Annotated in this window: 24 protein-coding genes and 1 pseudogene; 10 read left to right on the top strand and 15 right to left on the bottom strand. The window is 63.5% G+C overall.

What is annotated here, in order from left to right; all coding sequences use genetic code 11:
- The first annotated feature begins 117 nt into the window (after positions 1 to 117).
- On the top strand, positions 118 to 1,320 hold the full coding sequence (locus tag FJ950_RS18240; RefSeq protein ID WP_140617802.1) for an MFS transporter: 1,203 nt from the start codon (positions 118 to 120) through the stop codon (positions 1,318 to 1,320).
- 80 nt (positions 1,321 to 1,400) lie between these two features.
- On the opposite strand, the gene FJ950_RS18235 is transcribed toward FJ950_RS18240, so the two are convergent.
- The gene (locus FJ950_RS18235; RefSeq protein ID WP_051041256.1) at positions 1,401 to 3,401 is read right to left on the bottom strand and encodes an EAL domain-containing protein; all 2,001 of its coding nucleotides are present in this window, start codon (positions 3,399 to 3,401) and stop codon (positions 1,401 to 1,403) included.
- Between the two features lie 285 nt (positions 3,402 to 3,686).
- Between FJ950_RS18235 and FJ950_RS18230 the strand changes: the two genes are divergently transcribed.
- The gene (locus FJ950_RS18230) at positions 3,687 to 4,721 is read left to right on the top strand and encodes a class I SAM-dependent methyltransferase (protein ID WP_140617801.1); all 1,035 of its coding nucleotides are present in this window, start codon (positions 3,687 to 3,689) and stop codon (positions 4,719 to 4,721) included.
- 112 nt (positions 4,722 to 4,833) lie between these two features.
- Here the strand turns inward: FJ950_RS18230 and FJ950_RS18225 are convergent, their stop codons facing one another.
- From FJ950_RS18225 to FJ950_RS18195, 7 genes are all read right to left on the bottom strand, one after another.
- Positions 4,834 to 5,124 carry an HlyU family transcriptional regulator gene (locus tag FJ950_RS18225; RefSeq protein ID WP_140617800.1) on the bottom strand — a complete coding sequence of 97 codons (291 nt, stop codon included), beginning with the start codon at positions 5,122 to 5,124 and terminating at the stop codon, positions 4,834 to 4,836.
- Between the two features lie 44 nt (positions 5,125 to 5,168).
- Positions 5,169 to 5,810, bottom strand: coding sequence for a TetR/AcrR family transcriptional regulator (locus FJ950_RS18220; RefSeq protein WP_140617799.1), 642 nt, complete (start codon positions 5,808 to 5,810; stop codon positions 5,169 to 5,171).
- A 366-nt stretch (positions 5,811 to 6,176) separates the two neighbouring features.
- The gene (locus FJ950_RS18215; RefSeq protein ID WP_140617798.1) at positions 6,177 to 6,875 is read right to left on the bottom strand and encodes a PadR family transcriptional regulator; all 699 of its coding nucleotides are present in this window, start codon (positions 6,873 to 6,875) and stop codon (positions 6,177 to 6,179) included.
- A gap of 144 nt (positions 6,876 to 7,019) precedes the next feature.
- Entirely contained in the window at positions 7,020 to 7,400 is a 381-nt protein-coding gene (locus FJ950_RS18210; protein ID WP_181171303.1) for a DCC1-like thiol-disulfide oxidoreductase family protein, read from the bottom strand.
- 3 nt (positions 7,401 to 7,403) lie between these two features.
- On the bottom strand, positions 7,404 to 8,462 hold the full coding sequence (locus FJ950_RS18205) for a DMT family transporter (RefSeq protein ID WP_140617797.1): 1,059 nt from the start codon (positions 8,460 to 8,462) through the stop codon (positions 7,404 to 7,406).
- Positions 8,463 to 8,491: 29 nt separating this feature from the next.
- Positions 8,492 to 8,626 carry a hypothetical protein gene (locus FJ950_RS29830; RefSeq protein ID WP_246681337.1) on the bottom strand — a complete coding sequence of 45 codons (135 nt, stop codon included), beginning with the start codon at positions 8,624 to 8,626 and terminating at the stop codon, positions 8,492 to 8,494.
- Between the two features lie 117 nt (positions 8,627 to 8,743).
- Positions 8,744 to 9,037, bottom strand: coding sequence for a GYD domain-containing protein (locus FJ950_RS18195; RefSeq protein ID WP_015316219.1), 294 nt, complete (start codon positions 9,035 to 9,037; stop codon positions 8,744 to 8,746).
- A gap of 347 nt (positions 9,038 to 9,384) precedes the next feature.
- Here FJ950_RS18195 and FJ950_RS18190 point away from each other — a divergent pair, with 347 nt between their 5' ends.
- Positions 9,385 to 10,443 (top strand): TauD/TfdA family dioxygenase, encoded by a 1,059-nt coding sequence (locus FJ950_RS18190; RefSeq protein WP_140617796.1) that lies wholly within the window; start codon positions 9,385 to 9,387, stop codon positions 10,441 to 10,443.
- Positions 10,444 to 10,502: 59 nt separating this feature from the next.
- Here FJ950_RS18190 and rpoD read toward each other — a convergent pair whose 3' ends face one another.
- From rpoD to FJ950_RS18175, 3 genes are all read right to left on the bottom strand, one after another.
- Complete coding sequence (rpoD, locus tag FJ950_RS18185) at positions 10,503 to 12,527, bottom strand: RNA polymerase sigma factor RpoD (protein ID WP_140617795.1); 2,025 nt, start codon at positions 12,525 to 12,527, stop codon at positions 10,503 to 10,505.
- Positions 12,528 to 12,953: 426 nt separating this feature from the next.
- Entirely contained in the window at positions 12,954 to 14,888 is a 1,935-nt protein-coding gene (gene dnaG, locus FJ950_RS18180; protein ID WP_140617794.1) for a DNA primase, read from the bottom strand.
- Between the two features lie 143 nt (positions 14,889 to 15,031).
- Positions 15,032 to 15,400 (bottom strand): RcnB family protein, encoded by a 369-nt coding sequence (locus FJ950_RS18175; protein WP_140617793.1) that lies wholly within the window; start codon positions 15,398 to 15,400, stop codon positions 15,032 to 15,034.
- A 379-nt stretch (positions 15,401 to 15,779) separates the two neighbouring features.
- Here FJ950_RS18175 and FJ950_RS18170 point away from each other — a divergent pair, with 379 nt between their 5' ends.
- The 4 genes and pseudogenes from FJ950_RS18170 (at position 15,780) to FJ950_RS18155 (ending at position 20,120) form a co-directional block, all read left to right on the top strand.
- Positions 15,780 to 17,444 carry a Na/Pi cotransporter family protein gene (locus tag FJ950_RS18170; protein ID WP_140617792.1) on the top strand — a complete coding sequence of 555 codons (1,665 nt, stop codon included), beginning with the start codon at positions 15,780 to 15,782 and terminating at the stop codon, positions 17,442 to 17,444.
- 130 nt (positions 17,445 to 17,574) lie between these two features.
- Positions 17,575 to 17,784 carry a DUF2061 domain-containing protein gene (locus FJ950_RS18165; RefSeq protein ID WP_015316213.1) on the top strand — a complete coding sequence of 70 codons (210 nt, stop codon included), beginning with the start codon at positions 17,575 to 17,577 and terminating at the stop codon, positions 17,782 to 17,784.
- A gap of 113 nt (positions 17,785 to 17,897) precedes the next feature.
- Positions 17,898 to 19,082 (top strand): MFS transporter, encoded by a 1,185-nt coding sequence (locus tag FJ950_RS18160; RefSeq protein WP_140617791.1) that lies wholly within the window; start codon positions 17,898 to 17,900, stop codon positions 19,080 to 19,082.
- A gap of 1 nt (position 19,083) precedes the next feature.
- Positions 19,084 to 20,120 (top strand): annotated as a pseudogene (locus tag FJ950_RS18155) (P1 family peptidase).
- Positions 20,121 to 20,172: 52 nt separating this feature from the next.
- Here FJ950_RS18155 and FJ950_RS18150 read toward each other — a convergent pair.
- Positions 20,173 to 20,730 (bottom strand): GNAT family N-acetyltransferase, encoded by a 558-nt coding sequence (locus FJ950_RS18150; protein ID WP_140617790.1) that lies wholly within the window; start codon positions 20,728 to 20,730, stop codon positions 20,173 to 20,175.
- 52 nt (positions 20,731 to 20,782) lie between these two features.
- Positions 20,783 to 21,493, bottom strand: a complete 711-nt coding sequence (locus FJ950_RS18145; RefSeq protein ID WP_140617789.1) for a DNA helicase — start codon at positions 21,491 to 21,493, stop codon at positions 20,783 to 20,785.
- Positions 21,494 to 21,870: 377 nt separating this feature from the next.
- Here FJ950_RS18145 and FJ950_RS18140 point away from each other — a divergent pair, with 377 nt between their 5' ends.
- Positions 21,871 to 22,854 carry a hypothetical protein gene (locus FJ950_RS18140; RefSeq protein WP_140617788.1) on the top strand — a complete coding sequence of 328 codons (984 nt, stop codon included), beginning with the start codon at positions 21,871 to 21,873 and terminating at the stop codon, positions 22,852 to 22,854.
- Positions 22,855 to 22,881: 27 nt separating this feature from the next.
- On the opposite strand, the gene FJ950_RS18135 is transcribed toward FJ950_RS18140, so the two are convergent.
- Positions 22,882 to 23,673, bottom strand: a complete 792-nt coding sequence (locus FJ950_RS18135) for an alpha/beta fold hydrolase (protein ID WP_140617787.1) — start codon at positions 23,671 to 23,673, stop codon at positions 22,882 to 22,884.
- Between the two features lie 100 nt (positions 23,674 to 23,773).
- On the opposite strand from FJ950_RS18135, the gene FJ950_RS18130 reads away from it, so the two are divergent.
- Complete coding sequence (locus FJ950_RS18130; RefSeq protein ID WP_140617786.1) at positions 23,774 to 24,691, top strand: LysR family transcriptional regulator; 918 nt, start codon at positions 23,774 to 23,776, stop codon at positions 24,689 to 24,691.
- A 64-nt stretch (positions 24,692 to 24,755) separates the two neighbouring features.
- Here FJ950_RS18130 and FJ950_RS18125 read toward each other — a convergent pair whose 3' ends face one another.
- Entirely contained in the window at positions 24,756 to 25,205 is a 450-nt protein-coding gene (locus FJ950_RS18125) for a GatB/YqeY domain-containing protein (RefSeq protein WP_015316206.1), read from the bottom strand.
- A 275-nt stretch (positions 25,206 to 25,480) separates the two neighbouring features.
- Between FJ950_RS18125 and carA the strand changes: the two genes are divergently transcribed.
- On the top strand, positions 25,481 to 26,686 hold the full coding sequence (carA, locus tag FJ950_RS18120) for a glutamine-hydrolyzing carbamoyl-phosphate synthase small subunit (protein ID WP_140617785.1): 1,206 nt from the start codon (positions 25,481 to 25,483) through the stop codon (positions 26,684 to 26,686).
- Positions 26,687 to 26,696: the final 10 nt, after the last annotated feature.

Below are 26,696 nucleotides of genomic sequence, written 5' to 3'. Positions count from 1 at the left end.
ATAAAAAATGCAACCGGATTGTAGGATGGGCGCTGGTGCCGGCGTCCTTCGGACGCAAGGGCACGGCGAAGCTGGACCGTGCCACCACAAGACCGCGTTCCGGCATGGGAGAAAACCATGAACCATTCCTACCGTTGGGTCATCGTCGCGGCTGGCGCGCTGATGTCCTGTGTCGCCATCGGCACGATGTTTTCGCTGGCGATCTTTCTCGAACCCATGGCGCTCGATACCAATTGGTCGCGCGCGGGCATTTCGAGCGCCATGACACTCAATTTCCTGGTGATGGGCCTTGGCGGTTTCGCCTGGGGTGCCCTGTCCGACCGGTTCGGCGCCCGTATCGTCGTCACGATCGGCGCCGTGCTGCTCGGGCTGGCATTGGTGCTGGCAAGCCGCGCCGGTTCGCTTCTCACCTTCCAGATCACCTATGGCGTGCTCGTCGGGCTCGCGGCCAGCGCCTTCTTCGCGCCGATGATCGCGCTGACGTCAGGCTGGTTCGACACCAATCGCGGACTGGCCGTATCGCTGGTCTCGGCCGGCATGGGCGTGGCGCCGATGACGATCTCGCCGCTCGCCCGCTGGCTGATCTCCGCCTACGAATGGCGTAGCGCCATGTTCGACATCGGCATTCTGGCCTGGGTGCTTCTGCTGCCCGCCGTGCTTCTGGTGCGCCAGCCGCCGAAGCCTGTCGCCTCGGGTGCCGCCGCATCAGGAGCCGCCGAAGGCGCCGGCCTCACGGTCGGCCAGGCGCTGCGCTCGCCGCAATTCATCGTGCTGGGGCTGACCTTCTTCGCCTGCTGCGCGGCTCATTCCGGCCCGATCTTCCACATGGTCAGCTACGCCATGCTGTGCGGCGTCGCCCCGATGGCCGCTGTCTCGATCTACAGTGTCGAGGGTCTGGCAGGCCTCGGCGGCAGGCTGCTCTACGGCGTGCTGGCCGACCGGCTCGGGGTGAAGCCGGTGCTTATCGCCGGGCTGGCGATCCAGGCGATCGTCATTGCCGCCTATCTCTCGATCAGCCAGCTCGACCAGTTCTATATGCTGGCCGTCATCTTTGGCGCCACCTATGGCGGCGTCATGCCGCTCTACGCGGTGCTGGCGCGCGAATATTTCGGCCAGCGCATCCTCGGCACCGTATTCGGCGCCGCCACCATGCTCTCCAGCCTCGGCATGGCGCTGGGGCCGCTTGCCGGCGGCATGATCTTCGACGCCTATGCCAGCTACCATTGGCTGTTCATCGGCTCGGCGCTTATCGGCCTGGGTGCCGCGGGCATAGCGATCGCCTTCCCGCCGCTGCCACGCAGGGCGTTGCAGACGGCATAGGCTTCTCCGCGCTGCAATCGTCGCCAGAGGGCAGACGGGCTTGACGGGCGATGGCCGGTCAAGCCACGCCTATCTCGCGGTCACGCCGACTTGAGAACCGTGAACGGCCGCTTTTGAATGGCCCGCTTGGTCTGGAAATTCGCGGCCGGAGCGGGACGGCCGACGTGAAAGCCCTGGACCTTGTCTATGCCGAATTGGCGCATGAGGACCATCTGCTCTTCGGTCTCCACCCCTTCGACCAGAATCTTGTGGCCGCGATTTCTGACCAGCGCGATGATGTCCTGCAGCATTGCCATGCCCTTAGGGGTGCCGCAGTCGTGAAGAAACGAGCGGTCGATCTTGACCGTATCGAAGTCGATGAGACGAAGCCATGAAAGGCCGGCGAAGCCCGTCCCGAAATCATCGAGCCAGATCCTGATCCCGAGCAGCTTCAGGTCGCTGATGCAGCGCAGGATGTCGGAATGCATCTCCATCTCCAGCCCCTCGGTGATCTCGAAGGCCAGCCTGTTTCCGGTCACGCCGGTCTCGCCCAGAATGGTCGCGACCGACGTCGCGAAGCCGGGCGTCTTGAGCTGGATCGGCGAGACGTTGACGCTGACGACGCGCACGTGATCCTGCGCCAGGAGTTCGGCGCACACCGTCCTTATTGCCCAGCGCCCGAGCTCGAGGATGGCGCCGGTTCGTTCCGCGACGGGAATGAACAGGCTCGGCGGAACCAGGGTGCCGTCGAGCATCTTGAGGCGCATCAGCGCCTCCACGGCCTCGAACCCGCCCGACGCGACGTCCTGGATGGGTTGGTAGACGAGCGAAACGAGGTCCTGGCCAATGGCGATCTTCAGCAAGGCCGCCAGGTTCTCGCTCTCGTCGCTGCTCTGGGGATCGGTCGGATCGAACAGCCGGGCACAGTTTCGGCCGCTGGCTTTTGCAAGATAGAGCGCTCGATCGGCCTCGTGGATGATCTTCTCCAGCTTGGCGGCGGTCTGCTTCCTGGTGAACGCCGCGCCCACGCTCGCCGTCACGATCGAGATGCCATCCCGGCGCAACTCATGCGCGATCGCCAGGTTCTCGATCGTGCGGCAAATGGCTTCCGCCAGATCCGCGACCTCGCCCTTCTTGTCCATGCGGGCCAGGACGATGAATTCCTCGCCGCCATAACGGCCGATGGAGCCATCATGTTGCTTGATCAGGTCGCTGAGCGCATCGGCGACCTGGATCAGGCAACGGTCGCCTTCCTGATGGCCATAGCAATCGTTGAACTTCTTGAAGAAGTCGACATCGATGAGGATCGCCGCGAAACCGTGGCCAAGCTTTTGCCAGTCGTTCCAATAGTCGCGCAGTTTTTCGTCGATCGCGCGCCGGTTCTCCAGCCCTGTCAACGGATCCGTCCGCGACAGCCTGAGCAGGGCCTTGCCGCGCTCGGTCGCCTCCTTGTGCTGGATCTTGGCTTCCAGCGCGTTCAGGAAGACGTTGTAGCGTTCTTCGTTCAGCTTCCAGTTCACATAGGACGTGAATGTGAAGCACGAAACGTAGAAGGTGCCGAAGACCATCTTGTATATCAGCGTAGCGGGTAAAAAGTAGTTCACCACATACAAGATGCACAAAATTATCGTCGACGTTATGATCGAGACCTTGAAGCGGAATGTGAAGAAGAGATTGGCACTCATCATGAAAATGGTGCCAAAGACCATATAATAGGCGACGCTTTCCTTGTTCGCGCCCATGGACGCGGGGCAAAGCCAGCCGATATAGCCAAAGATGATGGCCGCGGCGCAGGTTACGTCAAGCCAGTCGGTGGCGGCTCCCCTGCGAAGCTGTGCTTCCAGGACCAACAGTGCAGTCAGTCCGACAGCGAAGCGGGCCGTGATTGTAAGGGCGGCCACGTCGGGTATCAGCAGCAGATCCGATACCGAAAACAAGACGTAGATGACGACGGCGATCCAGAGGCCTGGCCTGGCTTCCTTCCTTCGCTTCGCCTGGGCTTCCGTGCGGTAAAGGGTTCGAAGTTCGGCCGCCCCCAGCTCCTGGCGCGGCGGTTCCGCATCCACCGCATCGGCCACTGCGGATGACGCGCGTTCGTTCACGACAAATCCCGACTGAAGGACATTTCGCGTTCCGAACTCTTTTCCAGCTTCTGCCCCCAACGCAGACCGACTCCTTGGCGCGACACAACTTGCCGCGCGATCAAATGCAATGACGCAGGACAAGTTTCCGTTAACTCGAACCCGGAATCCCGCCCTCAAAAACCCCAAAGAATTGATATGGTTAGCGGGAAATTAATCATATCGATAGAATGCAACGGAGCCGCCGTTGGCAAATCGAGTATTCTACGCAATAAGTTAACTGACTGTTAACTATGGAGCCTTGGTGTGCAAACTGTCTTTGACGGCCAGAGTCTGATTACTGCTGAAGCAATCGCCGGTGGTCTCCGTCGAGGAAAGCCCGAGCATCATGGCGAAGCGTTCGAAACCGCTCGCGCGGAGCTGGCGCTCATCCTCCACGCCACACAGCAACAGGTCGAGCAGCAAAAATTTCCCGCCGAGATCGTCCGCCGCCTGCTGTCGCTTCTCAACGCGCTGCGCGCCAAGGTCCATCCCGACGTTTGGCAGGCCTTGATACCGGTGGCGCAGAACCACCCGATCCAGAGGTACTTTCTGGAGGATCCGCTGACACATTGGTCCTTCACCAAGCCCAGGGGTTATTCCGGCGACGCGCAGTTGCTCGACTACATCTATTGCGACCCGCATGTTGCCGAGAGCGTCGCAAGCGCCTCGGAGGTCGGCAAGGCGCTTTACAGCCACACCCAGAACGTTCCGTCATGCGTCGCCGCACGCGAGCGCCGCGATCTGCTGACCCGCTATGTCGATGAAACCGCGGCCAGGAACGGGCCCGAAACGGAAGTCCTGGCGATCGCTGCCGGCCATCTGCGCGAGGCGAACCGTTCGGCCGCATTGGCCGAGGGCGGCCTCAAGCGCTGGGTCGCGCTCGACCAGGATCCCCAGAGCGTCGGACTGATCGCGCGCGACTTCCAGGGCACCGCGGTCGAGGCCATCGACGGCTCGGTGCGCACTGTGCTCACCAGAAGCCACAAGCTCGGCAAGTTCGACCTCATCTATGCCTCCGGCCTTTACGACTACCTCCAGCACAATGTCGCCGTGAAACTCACCAAGACCTGCCTGCAGATGCTGAAGCCGAACGGGACCTTCCTGTTCGCCAACTACGCCGAGGGCACTCCTGACGCCGGCTACCGGGAAACGTTCATGGACTGGGTGCTGCTGCTGCGGTCGGAGGTCGACATGTGGAACATCATCAACGCCAGCGTCGACCGCAACGCAGTCGACGCGCAGGTCTACTTCGGCGAGAACCGCAACGTGCTTTACGGCGTCATCCACAAGCGTGGATAATACCCGTCTGGATGCAAACCGGCTGACGTAGGACCTCGAGCGCTTCGACCGCGGTGCTCGAGGGTTCGGTCCTCTTACGCGCACCCCAGGCTCGCTTCGGGAACGGCATGCCCTAGCCGAAAATCCGCTCGCCCTGTTCGTCGACGAGCTGGATGCCTTTCTTGATCGAGATGTCGACGGCGTCGTCCAGCCCGGCGAAACGGTCGGCGCGGATGAATTTGTGCTCCTTCACCACGCCGTCGACTTCCTTGGAGACGACGCCGCAGGTCTGGTACTGGCCATCAGCCTTGTAGGGCGTGGCGCTGATCGTGAAGCCCTTGTGCTCGACCTGCTTGGCCGGTGCGGCACTGCCGGGCTCGGCCGCTTCGCCGCCACCGCCGAAAAGACGCTTCAGAAAAGACATCGCTCAAATCTCCCTGTCGCCGGCGATCGCGGTTCGCGTGCGATTCACGACGTTGTTCCTCCAGCATGCGCGAATGTGCCGCCGCGTTCCAGTCCCCTGATGAAGACGGAGACCAGGAGCTCGATCTGCTGGCCGATCTCATCGGTCTGGCGGCGGTCGGACCTGGCGGCATAGCCGCTGGTGACGATGCCATGTACGCTTGACCAGAGGGTTCGCGCGGCGATCCGGCGCGTGTCCTCGTCGAGATCGAAGCCGCCATCGGCAAGCACGCTGGCGATGATCTCGAACAGCTGGTCGAGCCGCGCCTCGTAGACATCGGGCTCGGTCAGCACCGGACGCCTCCTGTTGAAGGCAAGCAGCGCCGGCCAGCTGCCGGGATGCGCCTCGACGAAGCGAACATAGGCGCCGGCCAGTGCCAAAAGCCGCTGGCGCACGTCGGTGATGCCGCGCCTCGCAAGCTCGGCCATCGCCGCGGCGCCCGCGCCCCCCAGCCGGTCGAGCAAGCGCATGTTGACGGCGCGGTGCACCCCGTCCAGATCGGAAAACAGGTTGTAGACCGAGCCGACCGAGATGCCCGCCTGTTCGGCAATGGTCCTGGCCTTCAGATTGTCCATGCCGCCCTCGTTGAGCAGCGCTTCGGCAATGGCCAGCACCCGCTCGCCCGTCTCTTCCTTGTCGAGTGCCATGCTTTCCTTCTGAATGAGCGCGCCTTGCAGATGACCTGCTGTTTTCGACCCGACGCCGCTTCGTTTACCACATCCAGGGTATCGTGAACAGTGTTCAAAAGGTCTTGAACGAGGTTCATTCCTGCTATCGGCTACTGGGCCATGGGCATCCTGCTGCTCACCGGCAGCCTCGTGAACCTGGTCAAGTACCGCACCGACGAGCGCATCTCCGCCGGGACCGCCAAGATCGAGAAGGCGCGCACGAGAAGCTGATCAGTGAATATGTCGGCAAGGAATGATGCCGACCTGCCCTGACGAGAAAAGCCCGGATCTCCCCGGGCTTTTTGTTGAGCTTTCGCGCTTCAGGAGACGCGCCGCATCGTGGGTTCAGCGATGTGTCAGCGCTTCCAGCGCTTCGGCGGCGGCTTCCAGAATGGCGATCGCCTCGGCCTGCTTTTCGGCCGGGGCATCGACGATCTCGCCGAGTGCCGCGCGCAGCCGGTGGCGGATGGCGCGGAATTCGTCGCGCGTTTCGGAGCGCTCGCCACGTCCACCCCGGCCGCCGCGACGATCCTCGCCGTCGTCGTTCCAGCCGAACCAGTCGCGCGCCTTGGCCATCTTGCGGCCGAACCGCTCGAGATGATCGAGCACGCCGTCGATCATCTCGCGATTGTCGGCCAGATGCGCCTGCCCGGCCTCGGTGATCGAGAACACCTTCTTGTTGCCTTCGCTCGACGACACGGCATAGCCAGCCTCTTCCAGGAAGGTCAGCGTCGGGTAGACCACGCCCGGGCTCGGGGTGTAGATGCCGCTGGTGCGCTCTTCCAGCGCCTTGATGATGTCGTAGCCGTGACGCGGCGCCTCGGCCAGCAGCGACAGCGTGATCAGCTTGAGGTCGCCGTCGGCCAGCATGCGCCCGGCGCGAAAGAAGTCGCCAGGTCCACCGCGGCCGCCGCCGCCCCTGCCCCCGAACGGACCGAAGCCGCCGCTCCCCCTGCCACCGAACTTGCCGGCCATGTGCATGAACATGCGCTCGCCGAAATGATGACGGTCGGAATGATTGTGCCCAAAATTGTGCTTGTGCATTGATTGCTCCTTGAGTTCTATCTCACGATATATCTTAATTAGGAACACCCTGTCGGTGAGTCAAGATATATCTTACGATGTATCTGAACCAAGGGGTGGCGTCGAGGCGTCAGGCGCGGCAGGAATGGATGGTGTGTGAATGGGCTACCAGCGGCCCTTGCGCCGATTCCAGCCGTACAGCAGATCGGCGAAGCGATCGTAGGCAATGCGGGTCGGCGGCAGCATGAGCCGATTGCCGAACAGGCGCGCCAGCCATCCCTCGCCAGGCGTGGTCAGCCAGACCGCGATGGCCACGTCTGCACCGACCAGCAGCCTGCCCTGGGCGTCGGTCGCATGCAGCCGGCAGCGGATGTCCTCCAGCGCGATGCCACGCGACGACAGCGCATCCGGCTCCAGGTTGATGTCGCGGAATTCGATCCGACCGGCCTTGACCGCCTCGACCAGCCGCCGCTTCTGCCGACCGATGCCGGCATCGCAGACGGGGCAGCGCGTGTTGTACCAGACGGTCAGCACGGGCCTGGACATGTGTCAGCCGTGATCGTGCCGGTGGTGCAGATCGGGATAATGCGGATGCTTGTGGCGCAGCGGCGCATGCCGGTGCAAGTGCGAATGCGGCTTCGTCACCGGCCCGTCATGATGATGCTGGTGGTGCTCGTCATGCACATGGCTGTGCTCATGCTCCAGCGCCTCGTGCTCATGCTCGTGATCGTGGCGTTCCGACAGATGCAACCAGAGCCCGACGCCCATCAGCAACCCGGCAATCGCCAGCTTCAGCGTCACGGCATCGCCGAGCATGACGATGGCCAGCAAGGCACCGATGAACGGCGCCAGCGAATAATAGGCTCCGGTGCGCGCCGTTCCGAGATGGCGCAGCGCCAGGATGAACATCACCAGGCTGACGCCGATGCCGAAGAAACCGACAGCCGCCGCCGAGGCGACAATCGGCGCGGCGGGAAGCGAGGCGCCGCCGATCAATGCCAGGCCGACATTGACGGCACCGGCCACGAGCCCCTTCAGCATGGCGATCACCACCGGGTCTGTGGCCGATATCCGGCGCGTGAAATTGTTGTCGAGTCCCCATGCCAGGCACGCCCCCGCGACCAGCAACGCGCCAAGGTTGAAAGTGACGCCATTACCTTGCCACGAAAGCAAAACAGCGCCAGTGAGAATGGCGAAGGCACCGAAAAGCAGGTGCCGGTCGACATTTTCGCGATAGACGAGCCAGGCGATCGCCATCGTTGCCAGCCCTTCGAGGTTGAGCAGCAATGCAGAACTGGATGCCGTGTTGAGGATGAGGCCGAACATCAGCAGGACCGGTCCAACAATGCCGCCCATGCCGATGGCCAGTGCAAGCCATGGAATATCCTCGGCGGCCAGTCGCGCCTCGCCGGCATTGGCTTGCCGGTCGCGCAACAGGCGATAGAGGGCAAGGCCAAGGCCCGCGCCGAGATATAGCAGGCCCGCAAGCATGAACGGATTGACGCTGTCGAGCAGCAGCTTGGACAGGGGCGGCGTCGCGCCGAACAAGACGGCTGAGCCGAGGGCAAGCGGTACGCCGGGCCAAAGATGCGAATGGGAATGGGTCATGGCTCACCCTATCATGATGGCACGCCATGTCATCGACCACACCGCCAGGCACGGTTGCGAGATCGCCCAAGGGAAGTCCGCGCCTCAGTTCCGATGCATGACGGCCCGACGCGTCTGTTGTCGCGAAACAGCGCCCACTCTTCACAGAGGCGCCCGTTGGGCAGGTGGCAAAACCCGTTGCCGGGCCTTGTCCTTCTTGATTGTCAGGCGTCCGCCAATCGCGGCGCAATGGACCGATGCGGGATTGACCGTGCCGACCTGTTTGCGCAAGGCGGATACCGTCATCCAAGCGACGAGATGATCTCGCGGTAAGCGAGCTCCGGGAAAGCCTTCATCGTCTGCGACCTGATATTGCCGCCCGCGGCCAGCATCAGCGCGAAACGCGCCAGCACCGCATCGTCGGGCGCCTCGACCACCGCCACCATATCGAATTCGCCCATGGTCAGGTAGAACGACTTGAACGATCCTCCCATCTCGCCCAGTTGCTTCCTGGCGGCGTCGAGGCGCTTGGGCGAGTCGCGCACGTTCTTGGCGCCGTGCTCGGTCCAGTTCATCAGCATGATGTAGGTCGTCATGGTAGGCCTCTCTCCGGGGCCACGGAGCACGGCACTCAGGCCATGGGCTTGTCGACACGGCCTCGGCCGGGGCTGGCTTCCGGGGGTTGTCGCCCGAAAATGCATCCGACGCAGGAGTATCCTCCCGCTGCCGACGTCCTGCAAGCGCTACTGCGCGGGACCAATGCCGTGTGAGTGCGACCTCACGCCAGCCGACGCAACAAAGGCGCTCGCAGGCATCAACCGCAAATCAGCCGGCGGCGGTCAGGTAAAGCCGGTTTAAAAACCCGCCTGAGTGCGGCAATCTCCGTCGTGGCCCCCAGGCCGGCAATACCTCATCCGGGCCAACCCAGCCGCAGGAGAGCTTCATGCGCGAGACATCAGAGCTGCCGCCGGAACAGATCGAAATTCCCGCCGCCTGGGTCGGCGAGGACATGGCGAAGCATCCTGAAAAATGGCTGGTCGACCTGGAGCCAGAGGACGTCGCGGAGTTGGAAGCTGCCGCAACCGGCTTTCTCGCCGGCTCGCACGATATCAGCAGTCTGACCAAGGCTGATTTCCCCTTGCCCCGGCTTGCCGGCCACCTTGCCGCGCTTCGCGAAAAACTGATTGCCGGAATTGGCTTCGAGGTGCTGCGCGGTCTCCCGGTCGAGAGATATTCCACCGAGATGGCGGCAACGATCTTCCGCGGGGTTGGCGCCCATCTGGGAAGCGCTCGGTCCCAGAATGCCCAGGGCCATATACTCGGCCATGTCCGCGACATCGGCGCCGACGCCAAGGACCCCAGGACACGCATCTACCAGACGTCGGAACGCCAGACATTTCACACCGATTCCGCCGATGTCGTCGGCCTGCTCTGCCTGCGCGATGCCATGCAGGGCGGCGAGTCCCTGCTGGTGAGCACGGTGACGATCTACAACGAGATGCGCAAGAGACGGCCCGATCTGGTCCGCCTGCTGTTCGATCCGATTGCCACCGACCGGCGCGGCGAGATCCCGGAAGGCGAAAAGCCCTACTTCGAAATCCCGGTGCTCAACTGGCATGCCGGACTGCTGACCGGCATCTATCAGCGTCAGTACATCGACAGCGCGCAGCGCTTCCCCGATGCCATGCGCCTCACTCCAGCCCATGTCGAGGCGCTGGATCTTTTCGACAGCCTTGCCAATGATGTCAGGCTGAACCTGTCGATGCGGCTCCGGCCTGGCGACATGCAGTTCGTCTACAATCATTCGCTGCTTCACGACCGCATGGGCTTTCGCGATTGGCCGGATCCCGACAAGCGGCGCCATATGCTGCGCCTGTGGCTGTCGGTCCCCGGCGACCGTCCGCTGCCGGACTGCTTCCGGCAGCGCTATGGCTCGATAGAGATCGGCAACCGGGGCGGCATCACCGTCAAGGGCGCGCGGCTGAACGTGCCGTTGCTTTGACGCCCGAAACGAAAAAGGGCGCCGATCGGCGCCCTTAACTGTTCGCGACAAAAATGAACTCAGCTATCGAGGAAGCTGCGCAGCTTGCGCGAGCGGCTCGGGTGCTTGAGCTTGCGCAGCGCCTTGGCTTCGATCTGGCGGATACGCTCGCGGGTGACCGAGAACTGCTGGCCGACCTCTTCCAGCGTGTGGTCGGTGTTCATGCCGATGCCGAAGCGCATGCGCAACACGCGCTCCTCGCGCGGGGTGAGCGAAGCCAGAACGCGCGTGGTGGTCTCGCGCAGATTGGCCTGGATCGCCGCGTCGATCGGCAGGATCGCCATCTTGTCCTCGATGAAATCGCCCAGATGCGAATCCTCCTCGTCGCCCACAGGCGTTTCGAGCGAGATCGGCTCCTTGGCGATCTTCAAGACCTTGCGCACTTTTTCGAGCGGCATGGCGAGCTTCTCGGCCAGTTCCTCCGGCGTCGGCTCGCGGCCGATCTCGTGCAACATCTGGCGCGAGGTGCGCACGATCTTGTTGATCGTCTCGATCATGTGCACCGGAATGCGGATGGTGCGCGCCTGGTCGGCGATCGAACGCGTGATCGCCTGCCTGATCCACCATGTCGCGTAGGTCGAGAACTTGTAGCCGCGGCGGTACTCGAATTTGTCGACGGCCTTCATCAGGCCGATATTGCCTTCCTGGATCAGGTCGAGGAACTGCAGGCCACGATTGGTGTATTTCTTGGCGATGGAGATGACGAGGCGCAGATTGGCCTCGACCATTTCCTTCTTGGCGATCGCGGCTTCGCGCTCGCCCTTCTGCACCTGGTTGACGATCTTTCGGAATTCCAGGATCGAAATGGCCGTTTCCGTGGCCAGATTCTGGATCTCGGCGCGCAAATCCTTGATCGCGTCCTTCTCGTTCTTGGTGAATTCCTTCCAGCCGCGCGAGGTCAGGTTGGCGATCGAACGCGTCCAGTTGGGGTCGAGTTCCGAGCCCTGATATTCCTTCAGGAATTCCTCGCGGCGCACGCCATAGCTTTCGGCCAGGCGCAACAGCTTGCCCTCGTTCTGCACCAGCCGCTTGTTGATGTCGTAGAGCTGCTCGACCAGCGCCTCGATGCGCGCCGTGTTGAGCGACAGCGACTTCACCGCCTTGATCAGCTGGTCCTTCAGCTCCTTCAGCCGGCGGTCCTGGCTGGGCGACAGCGTGCCGGCGGCGGCCAGACGGTTCTCGACCTGCTGGTCCTGCAGCTTCCTGAGCTTCTTGTAGGTGTCGGCGATGACGTCGAGCGTCTCCATCACCTGAGGGCGGAGTTCCGCTTCCATCGCCGCCAGCGACAGGCTCGCCTCGTCCTCGTCTTCCTCGTCATCATCGCCGATGCCGCGCGTGTCGGCGCCGACATTGGTGATGTCGTCTTCGTCATCGCGTCCGCGACGCGACTTTTCCTCGACCTTGGGTGCTTCCTCGACGCGTTCGACCACCGGCGCCTGCTTGGCTTCGGGGCCGGCATAGGTGGCTTCGAGGTCGATGATCTCGCGCAGCAGGATCTTGGATTCGTTGAGCTCGTCGCGCCAGATGATGATGGCCTGGAAGGTCAGCGGGCTTTCGCACAGGCCCGCAATCATCGTCTCGCGCCCGGCCTCGATGCGCTTGGCGATGGCGATTTCGCCTTCGCGCGACAGAAGCTCGACCGAGCCCATCTCGCGCAAATACATGCGCACCGGATCGTCGGTGCGGTCGGTCGGCTCTTTCTTGGTGGTGGTGGCGGCGACCGCGGTGCCGGTCTGCTCGGCCAGCTCGTTGGCGTCTTCCTCGGCATCGGCGGCGGTGTCGCTGGCCTCGGCCTCTTCGCCCTGCTCGTCGTCCTCGACGACGTTGATGCCCATGTCGGACAGCATCGCCATCGTGTCCTCGATCTGCTCGGAGGTCACTTCCTCGGAAGGCAGCACCGAATTCAGCTCGTCCATGGTGACATAGCCGCGCTTCTTGGCGGCCTTGATCATCTTCTTGACAGCATCATCGGAAAGGTCGAGCAGAGGCCCATCGGTGGCGCCTTCGCGTTCGGTCTCGACCTCTTCCTTTTCCTTTGTCGCCATAGTCTTTATCTTCTCCTAGCGGCCGGCCATCGGGGCCGCGTAAGCTGTCGGACCAGTCAAATCGGATACGCCCGTTTTCTAAACGCGCCTTACCCGGCCCACAAACTGCATCCACTCTTTTGTTTGGTGCATGCCGTTGCCCCAAAACCGGGTTTCACTCTTGGGCGGCATACATTAAGTCCAGATTAACCCTGATATCTGTGGCAGGCGGGCCGCCTGTCCAGTGACCAAGTACCTTGCATCGCTTGTTTCCCGTCGACGCGGGTGCGGGTTAACGTTTCGAATCGTCCTGATTCCGTCATTCTGTCCGAAGGTCAAGCGCCTCTGGCATGATTCGCATGAAAAAAGCGAATCAATTACCCGACTTAGCGCACCGCGCCCCCAAGGGAAGCGCGGCCGCGCCTTCATTCCTGCACTCAGCTGCACTTAGGCTCGCCCAGCCCTGCCCGACGAAACGCCAAATCCTTCGATCAGCGCTTCCGTCGCTTGTACATCCTGAAACTGCGCCTGAATTTCGATCAGATGGCGGAAATTTTCGTCCGAAGGGTCCGCCTCGAGCGCCGCTTCCGCCTGTTTCAGCTCCTTATGTAAGGTGCGCGCGCTGCGCTGCAAGTGCAACGCCTGGTTCAGGGCGTCGCGGGCATCCTCGAGCGCCGCCGTCTCCAGCGCCGGCCATTGCCGCGCCCGCTTGATCAGGCCGACGGCGCGCTCCCAGATCTCGGCGCAGCCGGCCCGCTCGATCGTCGCCACCACGGCGTGGCGGTCGTTGGCCATGTCATGCGCCATCGCATCGAGGATGGCGGCATGCAGCCGGGTCAGATCGGAATTGGCGAGATCGAGGAACTCGACATGAGCGAAGTTCTCGTCGATCAGCGCCGGATGGTTGATCAAGGCGACGATGATCGTCGCCTCGCGCACCGACATCCCTTCGCTGCCGCGCTTGACCAGCGCCGACTGGCCGAGGCTTTCGGTGATCGCCATGCGGCCGCCACCAGGCTTGGCGAATTGGCCACCGGGTGCGGTTGCCTTGCCCTGCCCCGGTTTCCAGTCCTGGCGGCCTTGGCGCGCATTGCGCTGCGAGCCGAAGAAGCTCAGCACCCGCTCGCGCATTTCCTGCTGGTAGTGGTAGCGCGTGCTTTCGTCGCGGATGCGGCTGCTGAGTTCCCGCAGCGTCTGTCCCAATTCCGCCCGCCGCTCCGGCGTGTCGAAGACGCCGCCCGCCGTCTCCCGCATCCACAGGAGGTCGACCAGCGGCCGCGCATCGGCCAGCACGGCGCGGAAGGCATCCGGCCCCTCGGCCTTGACCAGGTCGTCGGGATCCTTGCCTTCCGGCAGCAGCGCGAAGCGCGCCGAGCGTCCGGCCTGTACCGACGGAAGCGCCATGTCGGCGGCCCGCCACGCCGCCTTCAGCCCGGCCTTGTCGCCGTCGAAGCACAGCATCGGCTCCGGCGCCATGCGCCACAACAATTCGAGCTGGTTTTCGGTAAGCGCGGTGCCGAGCGGCGCCACGACATTCTCGAAGCCGGCCTGCGCCAACGCGATCACGTCCATGTAGCCCTCGACGGCGATGACCGTACCGCCTTTCGCCAATGCCTTGCGGGCGCGGGCGAAATTGTAGAGGACATTGCCCTTGTGGAAGAGCTCGGTGTCGGGCGAGTTCATGTATTTGGCGAGCGCGTCGGGCGCCAGCGCGCGGCCACCGAAGGCGATGATCTTGCCGCGCGAATCCGGGATCGGAAACATGATGCGGTCGCGGAACCAGTCATAGGAGACCGGGATATCGTCGCCATGGCGCACCAGCCCGCAGGCCTCGATATCGGCCTTCGGCACGCCCTTGGCCGCCAGATGTTCCTTCAGCGCATTGCGGCTGTCGGGCGCGAAGCCGAGCCGGAACGACTGCTGCGTCGCCGGCGTCAGCCCACGGTCGCGCAGATAGGCGCGGGCTTTGGCGCCTTCAGGCCCTTGCAGGCGTTCCTGGAAGAAGACGGTCGCCATTTCCATGACGTCGGTCAGGCTGGCGCGTTCCTTCTCGCGCCGCTCTTCCTGCGCATCGCGAACCGGCATCGGCACGCCGGCCATGTCGGCGATCTTCTCGACCGCCTCGGGAAAGCTCAGTCCCTCGAGTTCGGTGAGGAACTTGAAATGGTCGCCCGAGACCGAGCAGCCGAAACAGTGGTAGCGCCCCTTCCTGTCCTCGCAGTGGAAAGACGGGCTCTTTTCGCCATGAAACGGGCAGCACGCCCAATAATCGCCACGCGAGGCATTGGTCTTCTTGCGATCCCACGCGACGCGCAGGCCGATAACCGATGAAATCGGCACGCGGTCGCGGATCTCGTCGAGAAAGGCGGGTGGAAAGCGCATTAGGGAACTCGTTTCCCCACCATATAATCATGCCCGCGATTTCAGACGACCCCTAATGCGGACGATGCCCGGTTTCCACAGGCCAGATAGAAAGGCGGCCATTGCGGACCGCCTTTCTTTTTCAGTCCGGCACCAGTCGGAACTTACTGCGCGGCAAGCGCGCCGAAGACGACGCCGGAGAGGATGCCGACCAGCACATAGTCCTTGCCGACGCGGATCCATTCCTGGCCGCGGCCGGGACGGTGCAGGCCATAGCGGCCATAGTCGCGGATCGGCCGGTGCTGCCTCCAGCCGGAATATTTCTGGCCATTGCGCCAGTTGTTCCGCTTCACCACGACCTTCTTCTTGAACACACGCTTTTTCATATCCCGGTGGTCGCCGGGCCTCTGCCAGTCGACCTTGGTGTAGTTCGACTGTGGCGCGACCGGAGCATTCATCGGCGCTGCCTGGCCGGTGAGTGAGGTGGCGGCCAGCATCGAGAAAGCCAGAGCGGAAAGAACAATGCGTTTCATCGGAAGTCTCCTTGGTTGTCGATGCCAGAGGAATAGCCGCCAGGGGATGAACCGAAACTGAACGCCAGCATTACAATTGTGTAATGAATCTCGCTGTTTAGTCCGAATATTTGAACATAAGCGCAAGCAGCGGCGCCAACACCCTCGCAGGTCCGGCCGACCCACGGCTCAAGCCCGTGCAACCATTTGCGGACCCGTCCATTTTCCGACACCGGCCGTCGCCTCGCGACGAGCCCTTGAAATCGACAAATTTTTATTATCCGGCTAAAATATTCCGGCTATATTCCAAGGCTGCCATGACCATGATTCGTACCCTCGCTTTAACCACCGGTCGCCATGCTGCCCGCCGCGCGCGCCATGCCGCCATGCAGGCCCCGCGATGAGCGGCTCGGTCGTCCTCCTGCATCTGGCCGGCGCGGTGGCGCTGATGCTGTTTGCCACCCGCATGGTCAAGACCGGCGTCGAACGGGCCTATGGCGACGTGCTGCGTCATCGCCTGCGCGCCACCATGCGCAATCCGATCATGGCGGTGCTGGCCGGCACCGGCCTTGCGATCGCGCTGCAAAGCTCCACCGCCGTCACCTTGCTGGTCGGCTCCTTCGCCGGTTCAGGCATCGTCTCGGGCGCCGCCGGTCAGTTGGCCGTGCGTGGCGCCGAGATCGGCTCGGCTCTGGTGGTCAAGCTTCTGACCTTCGACCTCACGCTGTTGGTGCCGCTCTGCCTGATTGCCGGCACGGTGATGTTCATGGCCACGGAGCGGCGCGACTGGCGCCAGACCGGCCGCATCCTGGTCGGCATCGGTCTCCTGATCCTGTCCCTCGAAATGATCGGCCAGGCGTCCGAGCCGCTGCGCAACAGCCAGCTGCTGCCGGTCATCCTCAATTACTTCTCCACCGATTCGATCACCGCGTACCTGCTGGCGGCAATGATCACCTGGCTGTTCCAGTCGAGCATCGCGGCGGTGCTGTTGATGGCGACGCTGGCCGGCCGTGGCTTGATCAGCCCTGAACTCGGCCTTGTCCTCATCCTCGGCGTCAATCTCGGTTCGTCGCTGATCGCGCCGATGCTGACACGCTCGGCCAGTCCCGAAGTGCGTGTCGTGCCGGTCGGCAATCTCTTGATGCGCGGGCTGGGTTCGCTGATCATGCTGATCCTGTTCATGATCTTCCGGCCGCATGTTGCCTTCCTCGGCCCGACGGCGGCCGATCAGATCGTCAACGCCCATATCCTGTTCAACGTGGTCATCCTGCTCGCCGGCCTGCCGCTGGCCGGTCTGGTCTACCGAGCCTCCGAAAGGATCGTGGCGCTCGGCGCCAAACCGGCGCCGGCCGCTGCGCTCGACGTCGTCGAACTGTCGGCGCTCAACGAAAGCGCGATCGATGTGCCGAGCCAGGCCCTGGCCAACGCCACACGCGAGGTGGTGCGTGTCTGCGAGACGGTCGAGATCATGCTCAAGCGCATCATCGAACTCTACGAGGACGCAGACTCGGACAAGATCAAGGCGCTGGCGGCCCTCGACGACCGTGTCGACCGCAGGCACGCGGCCATAAAGCTCTACCTCGCCAAGGTCAGCAGGAATCCGATGACCGAAGACGAGGCGCTGCGCTGCCAGGAGCTGATCGGCGCCTGCGTCAAGCTCGAGCAGGTCGGCGACATCATCGTGCGCAACATGCTGGTGCATGTGAAGAAGAAATTCGACCGCGGGCTGGAATTCACCGACGAAGGCTGGAGCGAATTGTGCGCCTTCCATGGCTCGGTGTTGGCCAATGCCCGGCTCGCCTTCAACGTCCTGGTCTCGCGCGATCCCGAAACCGCGCGCCAGCTCGTGCTGGAAAAGGACCGGCTGCGCGACCGCGAGAAGGAAACCAGCGCCAGCCATTTTATGCGCCTGCGCGAAGGCACCGCCAAAAGCGTCGAAACCAGCTCGATCCACCTCGACACCATCCGCGACCTGAAGCAGATCAACTCGCTGCTGGCCTCGATGGCCTACCCGGTTCTGGAAGAGCGCGGCCTGCTCACGGGATCGCGGCTGAAGGCGAGCTGACTGGCGGAAGCTTCCTGCAATCGCACCGATTTGGAACACGCTTCCATCATTCGGGAAAGCGCGCCAAATTTAGCCTTTGCTTATCCAGCCATCCGTCGGCTAAGCATCCGTTTCCACCGGGAGGAAATCGATGGATACCCATTCGCGCAGTTTCGCCAAGGCGCTTTCCTGGCGCGTGACCGGCACCATCGATACGATGATCATCTCGCTGGTGGTGACCGGAAGCATCAAGCTTGCGGCCGCCATCGGGGTGACGGAGGTCTTCACCAAGTCGCTGCTCTATTATTTTCATGAGCGGGCATGGCTGAAGATTCCTTACGGACGCAAATCCGTGACTTGAAGGGCTTGCGATCGATCGGTCCCGTCAAGAAAACCTAAACCGGCGACAAAAATTTCTGGATTGCCTGCCAAGGCCATCCATGGTTTGAGCCCTGCATTCGGGGGTTCCTTTTCATGTCGCTGCCGCTCATCGCCCTGTTCATCGCCGCCTTCGCTTTCGGCACCACCGAATTCGTCATCGCCGGCGTGCTGCCGCAGGTGGCGCAGGGGCTAGGCGTTTCGGTTCCTTCCGCCGGCTACCTCGTCTCCGGCTATGCCTGCGGCATCGCCATCGGCGGGCCGCTGCTGGCGCTTGCCACCAAGAGCCTGCCGCGCAAGACCTTGCTGCTTGGCCTCGCCGTCGTCTTCACCCTCGGTCAGGCGGCCTGCGCGCTGGCACCCGACTTCACCTCGATGCTGTTGCTGCGCATTGCCGTGGCTGTCGCGCATGGCGCCTATTTCGGCGTCGCCATGGTGGTCGCCGTCGGCCTTGTGCGCGAGGATCAGCGCGGCATGGCGGTCGCCGTCATCCTGTCGGGTCTCACCGTCTCCAACGTTATCGGCGTGCCGGCCGGCACCGCCATCGGCAACATCTGGGGCTGGCGCGCGACCTTCTGGGTGATGTGCGCGCTGGGCGTGGCGGCAACGCTCGCCATGGCGGCCTTGCTGCCGCGCACCACCGGATATCAGGCCAGGTCGGCGAGCCTTGCCAGCGAGGTCCGCGTCCTGGCGCGCCAGCAGGTCTGGACTTCGCTGATCCTGATGCTGATGCTGATGCTCGGCCAGTTCTGCCTGTTCACCTACATCACCCCGACGCTGCTGGAGGTCACCGGGCTCGATGAAAACCTGGTGCCCTGGGTGCTGCTGCTCAACGGCGTCGGCGCCACGCTTGGCGTCTTCCTGGGCGGCAAACTGTCCGACTGGAAACTGATGCCGTCGCTGATCACCATGCTTGCCCTGCAGGCGGTGACGCTGGCCATCATCTATGCCGTCAGCCCCTATCCCGTACCGATGGTCGTCGCGATCATCGTCTGGGGCGGCCTCAACTTCGCCATCGGCACGCCGATCCAGACCCGCATCCTGGCCTGGACGGCCGACGCCTCCAACCTCTCCGCCTCGCTCATCCCGTCCGGCTTCAATATCGGCATCGCGCTGGCCGCATCGCTGGGCGCCGCCATGCTCAATGCCGGCTACGGCTATCGCAGCCTGTCGCTTGTTGGCGCCTTTGCGATGCTGGTCGCCGTCATCGTGGCTGTCATCTCCCATCTCTGGGAACGGCGCAGCGACATCGGCCCGCCAGTACCGGCGGCCGCCGAATAAGATGGCAAGGACTGTCGCCGATTTCGGCCTGACCTGCGGCACCTTGCAGGCGGGCACGCACAACGCCATCACCGATGTGCCTGGCGTGCGCGTCGGTCACCGCACGCTGCGCGACGGCGACATCAACACCGGCCTGACCGCGATCCTGCCGCATGGCGGAAACCTGTTCCGCCGCAAGGTGATGGCGGCCAGCCATGTCATCAACGGCTTCGGCAAGACCGTCGGGCTAATGCAGGTCAAGGAACTCGGTACCATCGAGACGCCTATTCTCTTGACCAACACGCTCTCGGTCGGCACCTGCGCCACGGCGCTGATCCGTGACGCCATCCGCCAGAACCCCGATATCGGCCGCACCACCGGAACGGTCAATCCGGTGGTCGGTGAATGCAATGACGGTCCGTTGAACGACATCCAGGCCATGGCAATATCAGAGCAGCATGCCCTTGCCGCGCTGGCGGATGCCCGAGAAGGCGCGTTCGAACAGGGCAATATCGGCGCCGGAACGGGAATGAGCTGCTTCGGCTTCAAGGGCGGCGTCGGCTCGACCTCCAGGAAAATCGCGCTCGCCGGCGGACATCATCTTGGCGTTCTCGTCCTGTCGAATTTCGGCAGGGCCGGCGACCTCGTCCTGCCGATGGGCGCCGGCCCGACCCCAGGCGGCAGGCCGAGGCCGAACGCGGCTCGATCATCGTCGTTCTGGCGACCGATGTGCCGCTCGAACACCGCCAGCTCGAGCGCCTGGCGCGCCGTGCGGGCGCCGGCATCGCCAGGCTCGGTTCCTTCTGGGGCAATGGCAGCGGGGACATCGCCATCGCCTTCAGCACCGGCAACCCGGTCGACCACGATGAAAACCGCGATCTGGTGCCGCTGCTCGCGCTCAACGAAGCACGCATCGACATCCTGTTCCGGGCGGCGGCGGAAGCGACGCAGGAGGCGGTGCTGAACTCCATGCTGTCCGCCGAGGCATTCACCGGCAGGGCCGGCACCCATCGCGCATCGCTCGCCGACTGGCTGGGCGACCAGCCCGAAAGGCGATAGGCGCGGAAAACGCCATCAGATGGCCGCCGGCGTGGAGTTTCCAAACCGCCTCTTACAAATCGATCCGGAACCGCAGGCTCTGCACCCCGCCATAGGCGGCGTCCTCGAAGAAGCGCTCGACGAGTTTGCCGCCATTGGCCAGGATCACCTTGTGCGAGGCCGGATTGCCCGGCTTGGCGGTGATCTCGATATGGGGAAGGCCTACCGCCCTCGCCTCGTCCAGCATCAGCCGCAACGCTTCGGTGGCGTAGCCGCGCTGCCGCTTCCAGGGCACGACGGCGTAGCCGATATGACCAAGCACGTGCGAAGGCAGTCCCGCCGTGCCCTTCTGCCAGCGAAAGCCGATCGAGCCCGCCGCCTCGCCGTCCCAGATCCAGCGGCGGAAGCCCGGCAGGCGTGGCACCCGTGTCCCGTCGGGCAAGGCGATGGGCGGCCCCTTGGCTTCGGGATCGTCGAGGCTGGCCAGGAACGCCACCGGGTCTTCCTCTATTGCCGCAAGCTGCTCGCGCGTCGCGTCCAGGAGCCGCACATTGTCCGGCGACCAGCCGCGTTCGAGCGCCGCCTTGTAGCTCGGCAGATGTTCAAGCGCCGGTTTGACGATCTCGACCATGATCGATGCCTCCTGAAAAACGCTGCAGGCATAGCCTTGGACAGCAGGGGGCTCAAGCCGCCTGGAAGTGTATCTCTCCCTTGTTCAGGAAGCAGGTCTTGCTGAACAGCGACAGGTCGAGCGGATTGGGCAGCCTGATATCGTCGATATCGGGGACTGGTTTTTTCGACAGTTCGTACGAACGGTCGACCTGCGCGATGAAGACCAGGATAAGCCCCCTGTCGCGCGCGAATGATCGCAGCCTGCGTACCTGGATCATCAGATCCGGATTTTCCCGCTTCTGGTCGAGCAATTGCAGGTAGTCGATCACCACCAGCGTGCCGGCTCCGGCCGAGGTCAGCCGCGCCACCATGTAGTCAGCCGAGATGGCATCGGAACTGTCGAATTCGAACCGACCCTCGAATTGCCGTGGCTCGACCCCGATCGCGCGGAAGCGGTCGAGAATGTCCGCCTGCGTATATTCCAACGTGAAGAACACGCTGCGCCGGCCGCGCCTCATGGCTTCGACCGCCAGTTCCAGGCTCATCAGCGTCTTGCCCTGGCCCGGCCGCGCGCCGACCAGCAAGAGGTCGCCGGGCGCCAGTTGTGCAAACAATCTGCCTGCGGGCCCAGTTTCCGCGGCCTTCGCCGCAAGCAGGCTCCAGCTCGCGAAACCTTCTTGTGCCGCGATACGGTCGAGCGCCTGGTGGAGCGGTATTTTCACCTCGCGGGACAACAGCCTGGCTTGACGCTTCAGATGATAGACGGGCCAAAACAGCCTCATCGCAAAACCTCCTGGTGCGAGCAGTTTTTGCAACCCCTCCTTATGCCTGGTGTTCGAACAGTCGGTGCGGTGATTGGATGGCCCCGCATGAACGATGCTTTCCCGGCGGAGGGAGGAGGCGTGGGCCGCGCCAGAATCAGATCATAGCCCAATCGCGCCGGCTCGAAAATCGGGCGTTCGTAGATATGGAGGCTCCCGCCGCAAGCCTTGACCCAGCATGTCCGTTTATGGATGGTTGCGCGTCGGCCTGGTCTTTTCGCGCCTACTTGCCGGTGCGCTAAACAAGATGTGTTTCGCCTGACGGCGCGCCGCGTTTTATGATCGCCTCGGGTGATTCCGCGGGGATCACAAACGGCTTCGACAGGAGAATGGGTCCGGTGCGGTTGAGATCTGTCCCGTTGGGTGTCGTTACGTTCCTCGGTCTCCTCGTCGTCGTCATGGCCTTGATGGCATCGGCCCGGTCCTTTGCCGCGCCATCGGCCATTCCGGCCTGGCTGCAGGCCCATGTCGGAGATGGCGATGGCCAGATTTCACAAGTGGTGCTGGAGCGGGCGCGCGCGCTTTACCTGAAAAAAGTCGCCCAGGGCGTCGTCCGGAACCCCTGCTACTTCGCCATGGACGCCACCCGTCCCGGCGATTTGGGCAATGGCGTGCTCGGGCGCCGCTACTATATCGTATGCGAGGCCAGCCAGTCGTTTCGCGCGATTTCGTCGGGTCACGGCGGCGGCCGCAACCTGAAAGGCACGGTGGATTTCTCCAATGGCAGGCGCTGCGCCAGGAATTTCGGCAATGCCATGGATTCGGAACTGACCGCCGGCGGTCCCTACATGACCCGCGAGGCGAAAACCTCGTTCAAGGGCTATTATCGCATCGGCGCCAAACAGGACGTGGCCTTCCAGCGCACTTTCATCCAGTTCGACGGCGAAGGCGAAGCCGCCAACGCAAGGCAGCGCGTGATCGGCGGCCACGCGGCGCAGGTGCTGCGCGGCATGTGCCTGCGCAAGAGCCCGAGCAGTTCCTATGCCGACCATGACGGCTTCGTGCCGTTCGGCAAGCTGGTGGACTATGCCGGCGGCCGCAGCAATGGCTGCACCAGCTGGTCGCCGGCCGATGCCAGGCAGCTCATCTCGATGGTGAAGGACAACCCCACCACGCTCTATATCTATCCGGAATCGCGCGACATCGCCGCCGTGGCAAACGGCCATTCCGGTTCAGGCACCTACTGGAACGCATCCTGCCTGAAAGAGATCGGTACGCCGAAATTCTGGCCGCGAAAAACCCTCGAGCCGGTCATTGCCCAGTACAAGAAGGACCACCCGGCGGCGCCCCCGCAGCCACTGCCGATGTGCAAGGAGCCGTGAGATGGAGCCACGGCACCCTGCTCCGGCTCAGTGCAGGAAATCGAGCACGGCCTGCATGAACTCGGTGGGGTATTCCACGTTCGACAGGTGAACCGCGGGCAGCACGACAAGCTTCACCCCGGGCACGGCTGCCGCGATCAGTTCGCTGTGGCTGGCCGCCGTCACCGTGTCGTGCTGGCCGGCGATTACCAATGTCGGCCGGTCGATCAGGGCCACCGTGCGGCGAAGGTCGGCGTCGCGAACCGCGGCGAACAGACCCGCCAGGCCTAGACGGTCGATCTCAAGCAACATGGCGCGGAATTTCTCGATGACGGGCTCGTTGGCCGCTACCATGCCGGCCGGGAACCAGTTGTTGAGGAACACTTCGGCGGTTTCCGACATGTCCGGCGCCTGCCGCACGACGGCGATCCGCTCGTCGAAATAACTTGCCGGCGAGAGGTGAGATGAAGTGTTGCTCAGGATCAGCCGGTCGACCCGCTCGGGCGCGTGGATGCCAAGCCACTGCCCAACGAAACCGCCCAGCGACAGGCCGAGGAAATGCACCTGGCCAAGGCCGAGCGCGTCGATGAGTTCGATCACGTCGCGGCCAAGCCGGTCGAGCGAATAGGCGCCGATCGGCACGCTCGATCCGCCATGGCCGCGAAAATCGTAGCGCAGAACGCGGAAACGCCTGGACAGTTCGCCGATCTGGCCATCCCACATGTGCAGCGTCGTGGCGATGGAGTTGGACAGCACCAGCACCGGTTGCCCAGCGTCACCGTCGAGCTGGTAGGCAATGCGCGTGCCGTCGCCGACAGTCACGAAATTCAACTCACTCATGATTAAAATCCTTTTGGAACGTTGAATGAGGCAAAGCGTAGCTGTGGCTGGGATTTGGTGATATTACAAAGATAGGACAATCTCTGTAATCAAAGCTGACATGGCCGAATTCACCTTGCACGACCTCCAGTGCTTCGACGCGGTGATCCGCTGCGGCGGCTTTCAGCCGGCCGCGGCCCTGCTCCATCGCTCGCATCCGGCGGTGTTCGCCGCCGTCGCCAGGCTCGAACGACAGCTCGACCTCGTCCTCCTGGATCGCGGCGGCTATCGCGTGCGGGCGACGGAAGCGGGGCTGTCGTTCCATCGACGGGCTAAATCGCTGCTGCGCGAACTGGAAGGCCTGATCATCCACGCCGCCCAGCTCTCGATGGGCGAGGAAAGCGATATCCACGTCGTGATCGGCGACCTCTGCCCGCGCCCGCAGGTGCTGGGCATGCTTGGGCGGTTCTTCGCCCAGTGCCCCGGCACGCGGCTGCATCTCCATTTCGAAGCCGTCGGCGGCCCGTGGGAACGCCTTTTTGACGACAAAGCCGATCTCATCCTGCACTGGATCGACAAGGGCGACGTACGGGTGGAATGGATCGATCTCAGCAAGGTGTCGTTCATTCCCGTCGTGGCGCCGGGCTTTCTGCCGGAGCGCGTCGACCAACCGGTCACACTGGAGAAGATGCAGGCATTCACCCAGTGCGTGATGCGCGACACCGCCCTGCATTCGCCACGACAGGACTATTTCGTGGCCGAGGGCGCGCCGCGATGTCTGGTCCCCGATCAGGCCATGAAGAAGGAACTCATCCTGCAAGGGCTCGGCTGGGGCCACCTGCCTCACTTCCTGATCGCGGAAGAGCTGCGCGACGCCCAGCTGTTATCCATAGCCGGCCGTCATCTGCCGGGCCGCACCGACGAATTGGTGGTGGCGCGCCGCCGCGACCGGCCGCACGGCCCGATCGCCAATCGCTTGTGGGACCATATCCAGCGGGAAGCACCCGCATTGCGCCGCGCGTTGGAGCCTCGGGTCTAACAGCAAGCCGCAGCTTGGCGTCGAGTGGCCGTGTTGGAAGCCGACGACGCGAGAGTAGAAAGCCCTACTGCAGCAGCGCCTTGACGATGCCGCTCGCCTTGCCGAAATCCATCTGGCCGGCATATTTCTGCTTCAGCGCCGCGATCACCTTGCCCATGTCCTTCTGGCTGGCCGCACCGGTCGCCGCTATCGCCTCGCGCGCCGCCGCCGTGACCGCGGCATCGTCAAGCTGCGTCGGCAGGAAGCCGCGGATGATCTCCATCTCGCCGCGTTCCTGCGCGGCCAGTTCCGGGCGCTTGCCGTCCTCGAATGCCTTGGCCGATTCCTCGCGCTGCTTCACCATCTTGGCCAGGATCTGCAGGATCTCCTCATCGCTGGCGGGTTCCTTGCCGGCACCGCGATTGGCGATGTCGCGGTCGTGGATGGCGGCCTGGATCAGCCGCAATGTCGGCAGCCGGTGCTTGTCCTGCGCCTTCATCGCGGTCTTCAGGGATTCGGCGATTTTCGCGCGCATTGCTCTCTCTCCTTCGGTCGGCGCGGACAATAGCGCCGGGTACAGGCCAACGCAAACTCTGATATTCCAGGGCAAGCCTATGATATTCCTCAATGAAATAAATCGCGACCCTCTTTCGCATGATCATTGACCGCCCTGTCCCCTTCCCCTATGTACTGGGCCTTGCATGAACTGAAGCTTGGGTGCGTGGAGGCCGCGAATTCGCCGCTTCGCGCCGTTTGCCGCGCCAACGCCCGCCGGGCTATGGAAGCGCGCGGCTTGATAGGAGTGCCGCCATGGCCGAGATGACGCCCGCCTGGGCCACTGAAAAGCCGACCGCCCTTCTGGTGCTGGCCGACGGCACCGTCATCGAGGGTCGCGGCCTCGGTGCCACCGGCTCGGCGGTTGCCGAGGTCTGCTTCAACACGGCACTTACCGGCTACCAGGAAATCCTCACCGACCCGTCCTATGCCGGCCAGATCGTCACCTTTACCTTCCCGCATGTCGGCAATATCGGCACCAATGGCGAGGACATCGAAGACCTCAATCCGGCCGCTCGTGCCGGCGCCGTCGGTGCCGTGTTCAAGGCCGATGTCACCAACCCGTCCAATTACCGCGCCGCCGGCCATCTCGACCAGTGGCTGAAGAAGCGGGGCATCGTCGCGCTCTCGGGCATCGACACCCGCGCGCTTACCGCGCTGATCCGCGAAAAAGGCATGCCCAATGCCGTCATCGCGCACGCGCCCGACGGCGTCTTCGACCTCGACGAGCTGAAGCGGCGTGCCGCCGCTTGGTCGGGCCTGATCGGGCTCGATCTCGCCAAGGAGGTCACGTCGGGCCAGTCTTCTGTCTGGCGCGAGACGCCTTGGGTGTGGAACGAAGGCTTTGGCGAACAGGCCGACCCTTCGCTGCACGTCGTCGCCATCGACTACGGCGTCAAGCGCAACATATTGCGGCTGCTCGCCGGTCTGGGCGCCAAGGTAACGGTGGTTCCGGCCAGCACCGGCTCGGAAGAAATCCTCGCCATGCGGCCCGACGGCATCTTCCTCTCCAACGGCCCCGGCGACCCGGAAGCCACCGGCGACTATGCCGTGCCGGTCATCCAGGACCTGCTCAAGACCGACATTCCGGTGTTCGGCATCTGCCTCGGCCACCAGATGCTGGCGCTGGCGCTGGGCGGCAAGACCGCCAAGATGCACCAGGGCCATCACGGCGCCAACCATCCGGTCAAGGATCACACCACCGGCAAGGTCGAAATCGTTTCGATGAACCACGGCTTTGCCGTCGATGCCGACTCGCTGCCCGCGGGTGTCGAGGAAACCCATGTCTCGCTGTTCGACGGCTCGAATTGCGGCATCGCGTTGACCGGCCGCCCGGTGTTCTCGGTCCAGCATCACCCCGAGGCTTCGCCCGGCCCACAGGATTCGCACTACCTGTTCCGCCGCTTCGTCAACCTCATCCGCGAAAAGCGCGGCGAGGAATTGCTGGTGGAAAGGGCCTGAAACGCGTCGC

It is taken from the genome of Mesorhizobium sp. B2-3-14, from assembly GCF_006442175.1.
Taxonomy (GTDB): Bacteria; Pseudomonadota; Alphaproteobacteria; order Rhizobiales; family Rhizobiaceae; genus Mesorhizobium; species Mesorhizobium australicum.
This window is presented reverse-complemented; position numbering and strand designations above follow the sequence as displayed.

Excerpts from the sequence above, each read along its gene's own strand:
- FJ950_RS18240 (WP_140617802.1), top strand. The coding sequence starts at position 118 with ATGAACCATTCCTACCGTTGGGTCATCGTCGCGGCTGGCGCGCTGATG.
- FJ950_RS18225 (WP_140617800.1), bottom strand. The coding sequence starts at position 5,124 with ATGTCTTTTCTGAAGCGTCTTTTCGGCGGTGGCGGCGAAGCGGCCGAG.
- FJ950_RS18220 (WP_140617799.1), bottom strand. The coding sequence starts at position 5,810 with ATGGCACTCGACAAGGAAGAGACGGGCGAGCGGGTGCTGGCCATTGCC.
- FJ950_RS18215 (WP_140617798.1), bottom strand. The coding sequence starts at position 6,875 with ATGCACAAGCACAATTTTGGGCACAATCATTCCGACCGTCATCATTTC.
- FJ950_RS18210 (WP_181171303.1), bottom strand. The coding sequence starts at position 7,400 with ATGTCCAGGCCCGTGCTGACCGTCTGGTACAACACGCGCTGCCCCGTC.
- FJ950_RS18205 (WP_140617797.1), bottom strand. The coding sequence starts at position 8,462 with ATGACCCATTCCCATTCGCATCTTTGGCCCGGCGTACCGCTTGCCCTC.
- FJ950_RS18195 (WP_015316219.1), bottom strand. The coding sequence starts at position 9,037 with ATGACGACCTACATCATGCTGATGAACTGGACCGAGCACGGCGCCAAG.
- FJ950_RS18190 (WP_140617796.1), top strand. The coding sequence starts at position 9,385 with ATGCGCGAGACATCAGAGCTGCCGCCGGAACAGATCGAAATTCCCGCC.
- rpoD (WP_140617795.1), bottom strand. The coding sequence starts at position 12,527 with ATGGCGACAAAGGAAAAGGAAGAGGTCGAGACCGAACGCGAAGGCGCC.
- dnaG (WP_140617794.1), bottom strand. The coding sequence starts at position 14,888 with ATGCGCTTTCCACCCGCCTTTCTCGACGAGATCCGCGACCGCGTGCCG.
- FJ950_RS18175 (WP_140617793.1), bottom strand. The coding sequence starts at position 15,400 with ATGAAACGCATTGTTCTTTCCGCTCTGGCTTTCTCGATGCTGGCCGCC.
- FJ950_RS18170 (WP_140617792.1), top strand. The coding sequence starts at position 15,780 with ATGAGCGGCTCGGTCGTCCTCCTGCATCTGGCCGGCGCGGTGGCGCTG.
- FJ950_RS18165 (WP_015316213.1), top strand. The coding sequence starts at position 17,575 with ATGGATACCCATTCGCGCAGTTTCGCCAAGGCGCTTTCCTGGCGCGTG.
- FJ950_RS18160 (WP_140617791.1), top strand. The coding sequence starts at position 17,898 with ATGTCGCTGCCGCTCATCGCCCTGTTCATCGCCGCCTTCGCTTTCGGC.
- FJ950_RS18150 (WP_140617790.1), bottom strand. The coding sequence starts at position 20,730 with ATGGTCGAGATCGTCAAACCGGCGCTTGAACATCTGCCGAGCTACAAG.
- FJ950_RS18145 (WP_140617789.1), bottom strand. The coding sequence starts at position 21,493 with ATGAGGCTGTTTTGGCCCGTCTATCATCTGAAGCGTCAAGCCAGGCTG.
- FJ950_RS18135 (WP_140617787.1), bottom strand. The coding sequence starts at position 23,673 with ATGAGTGAGTTGAATTTCGTGACTGTCGGCGACGGCACGCGCATTGCC.
- FJ950_RS18130 (WP_140617786.1), top strand. The coding sequence starts at position 23,774 with ATGGCCGAATTCACCTTGCACGACCTCCAGTGCTTCGACGCGGTGATC.
- FJ950_RS18125 (WP_015316206.1), bottom strand. The coding sequence starts at position 25,205 with ATGCGCGCGAAAATCGCCGAATCCCTGAAGACCGCGATGAAGGCGCAG.
- carA (WP_140617785.1), top strand. The coding sequence starts at position 25,481 with ATGGCCGAGATGACGCCCGCCTGGGCCACTGAAAAGCCGACCGCCCTT.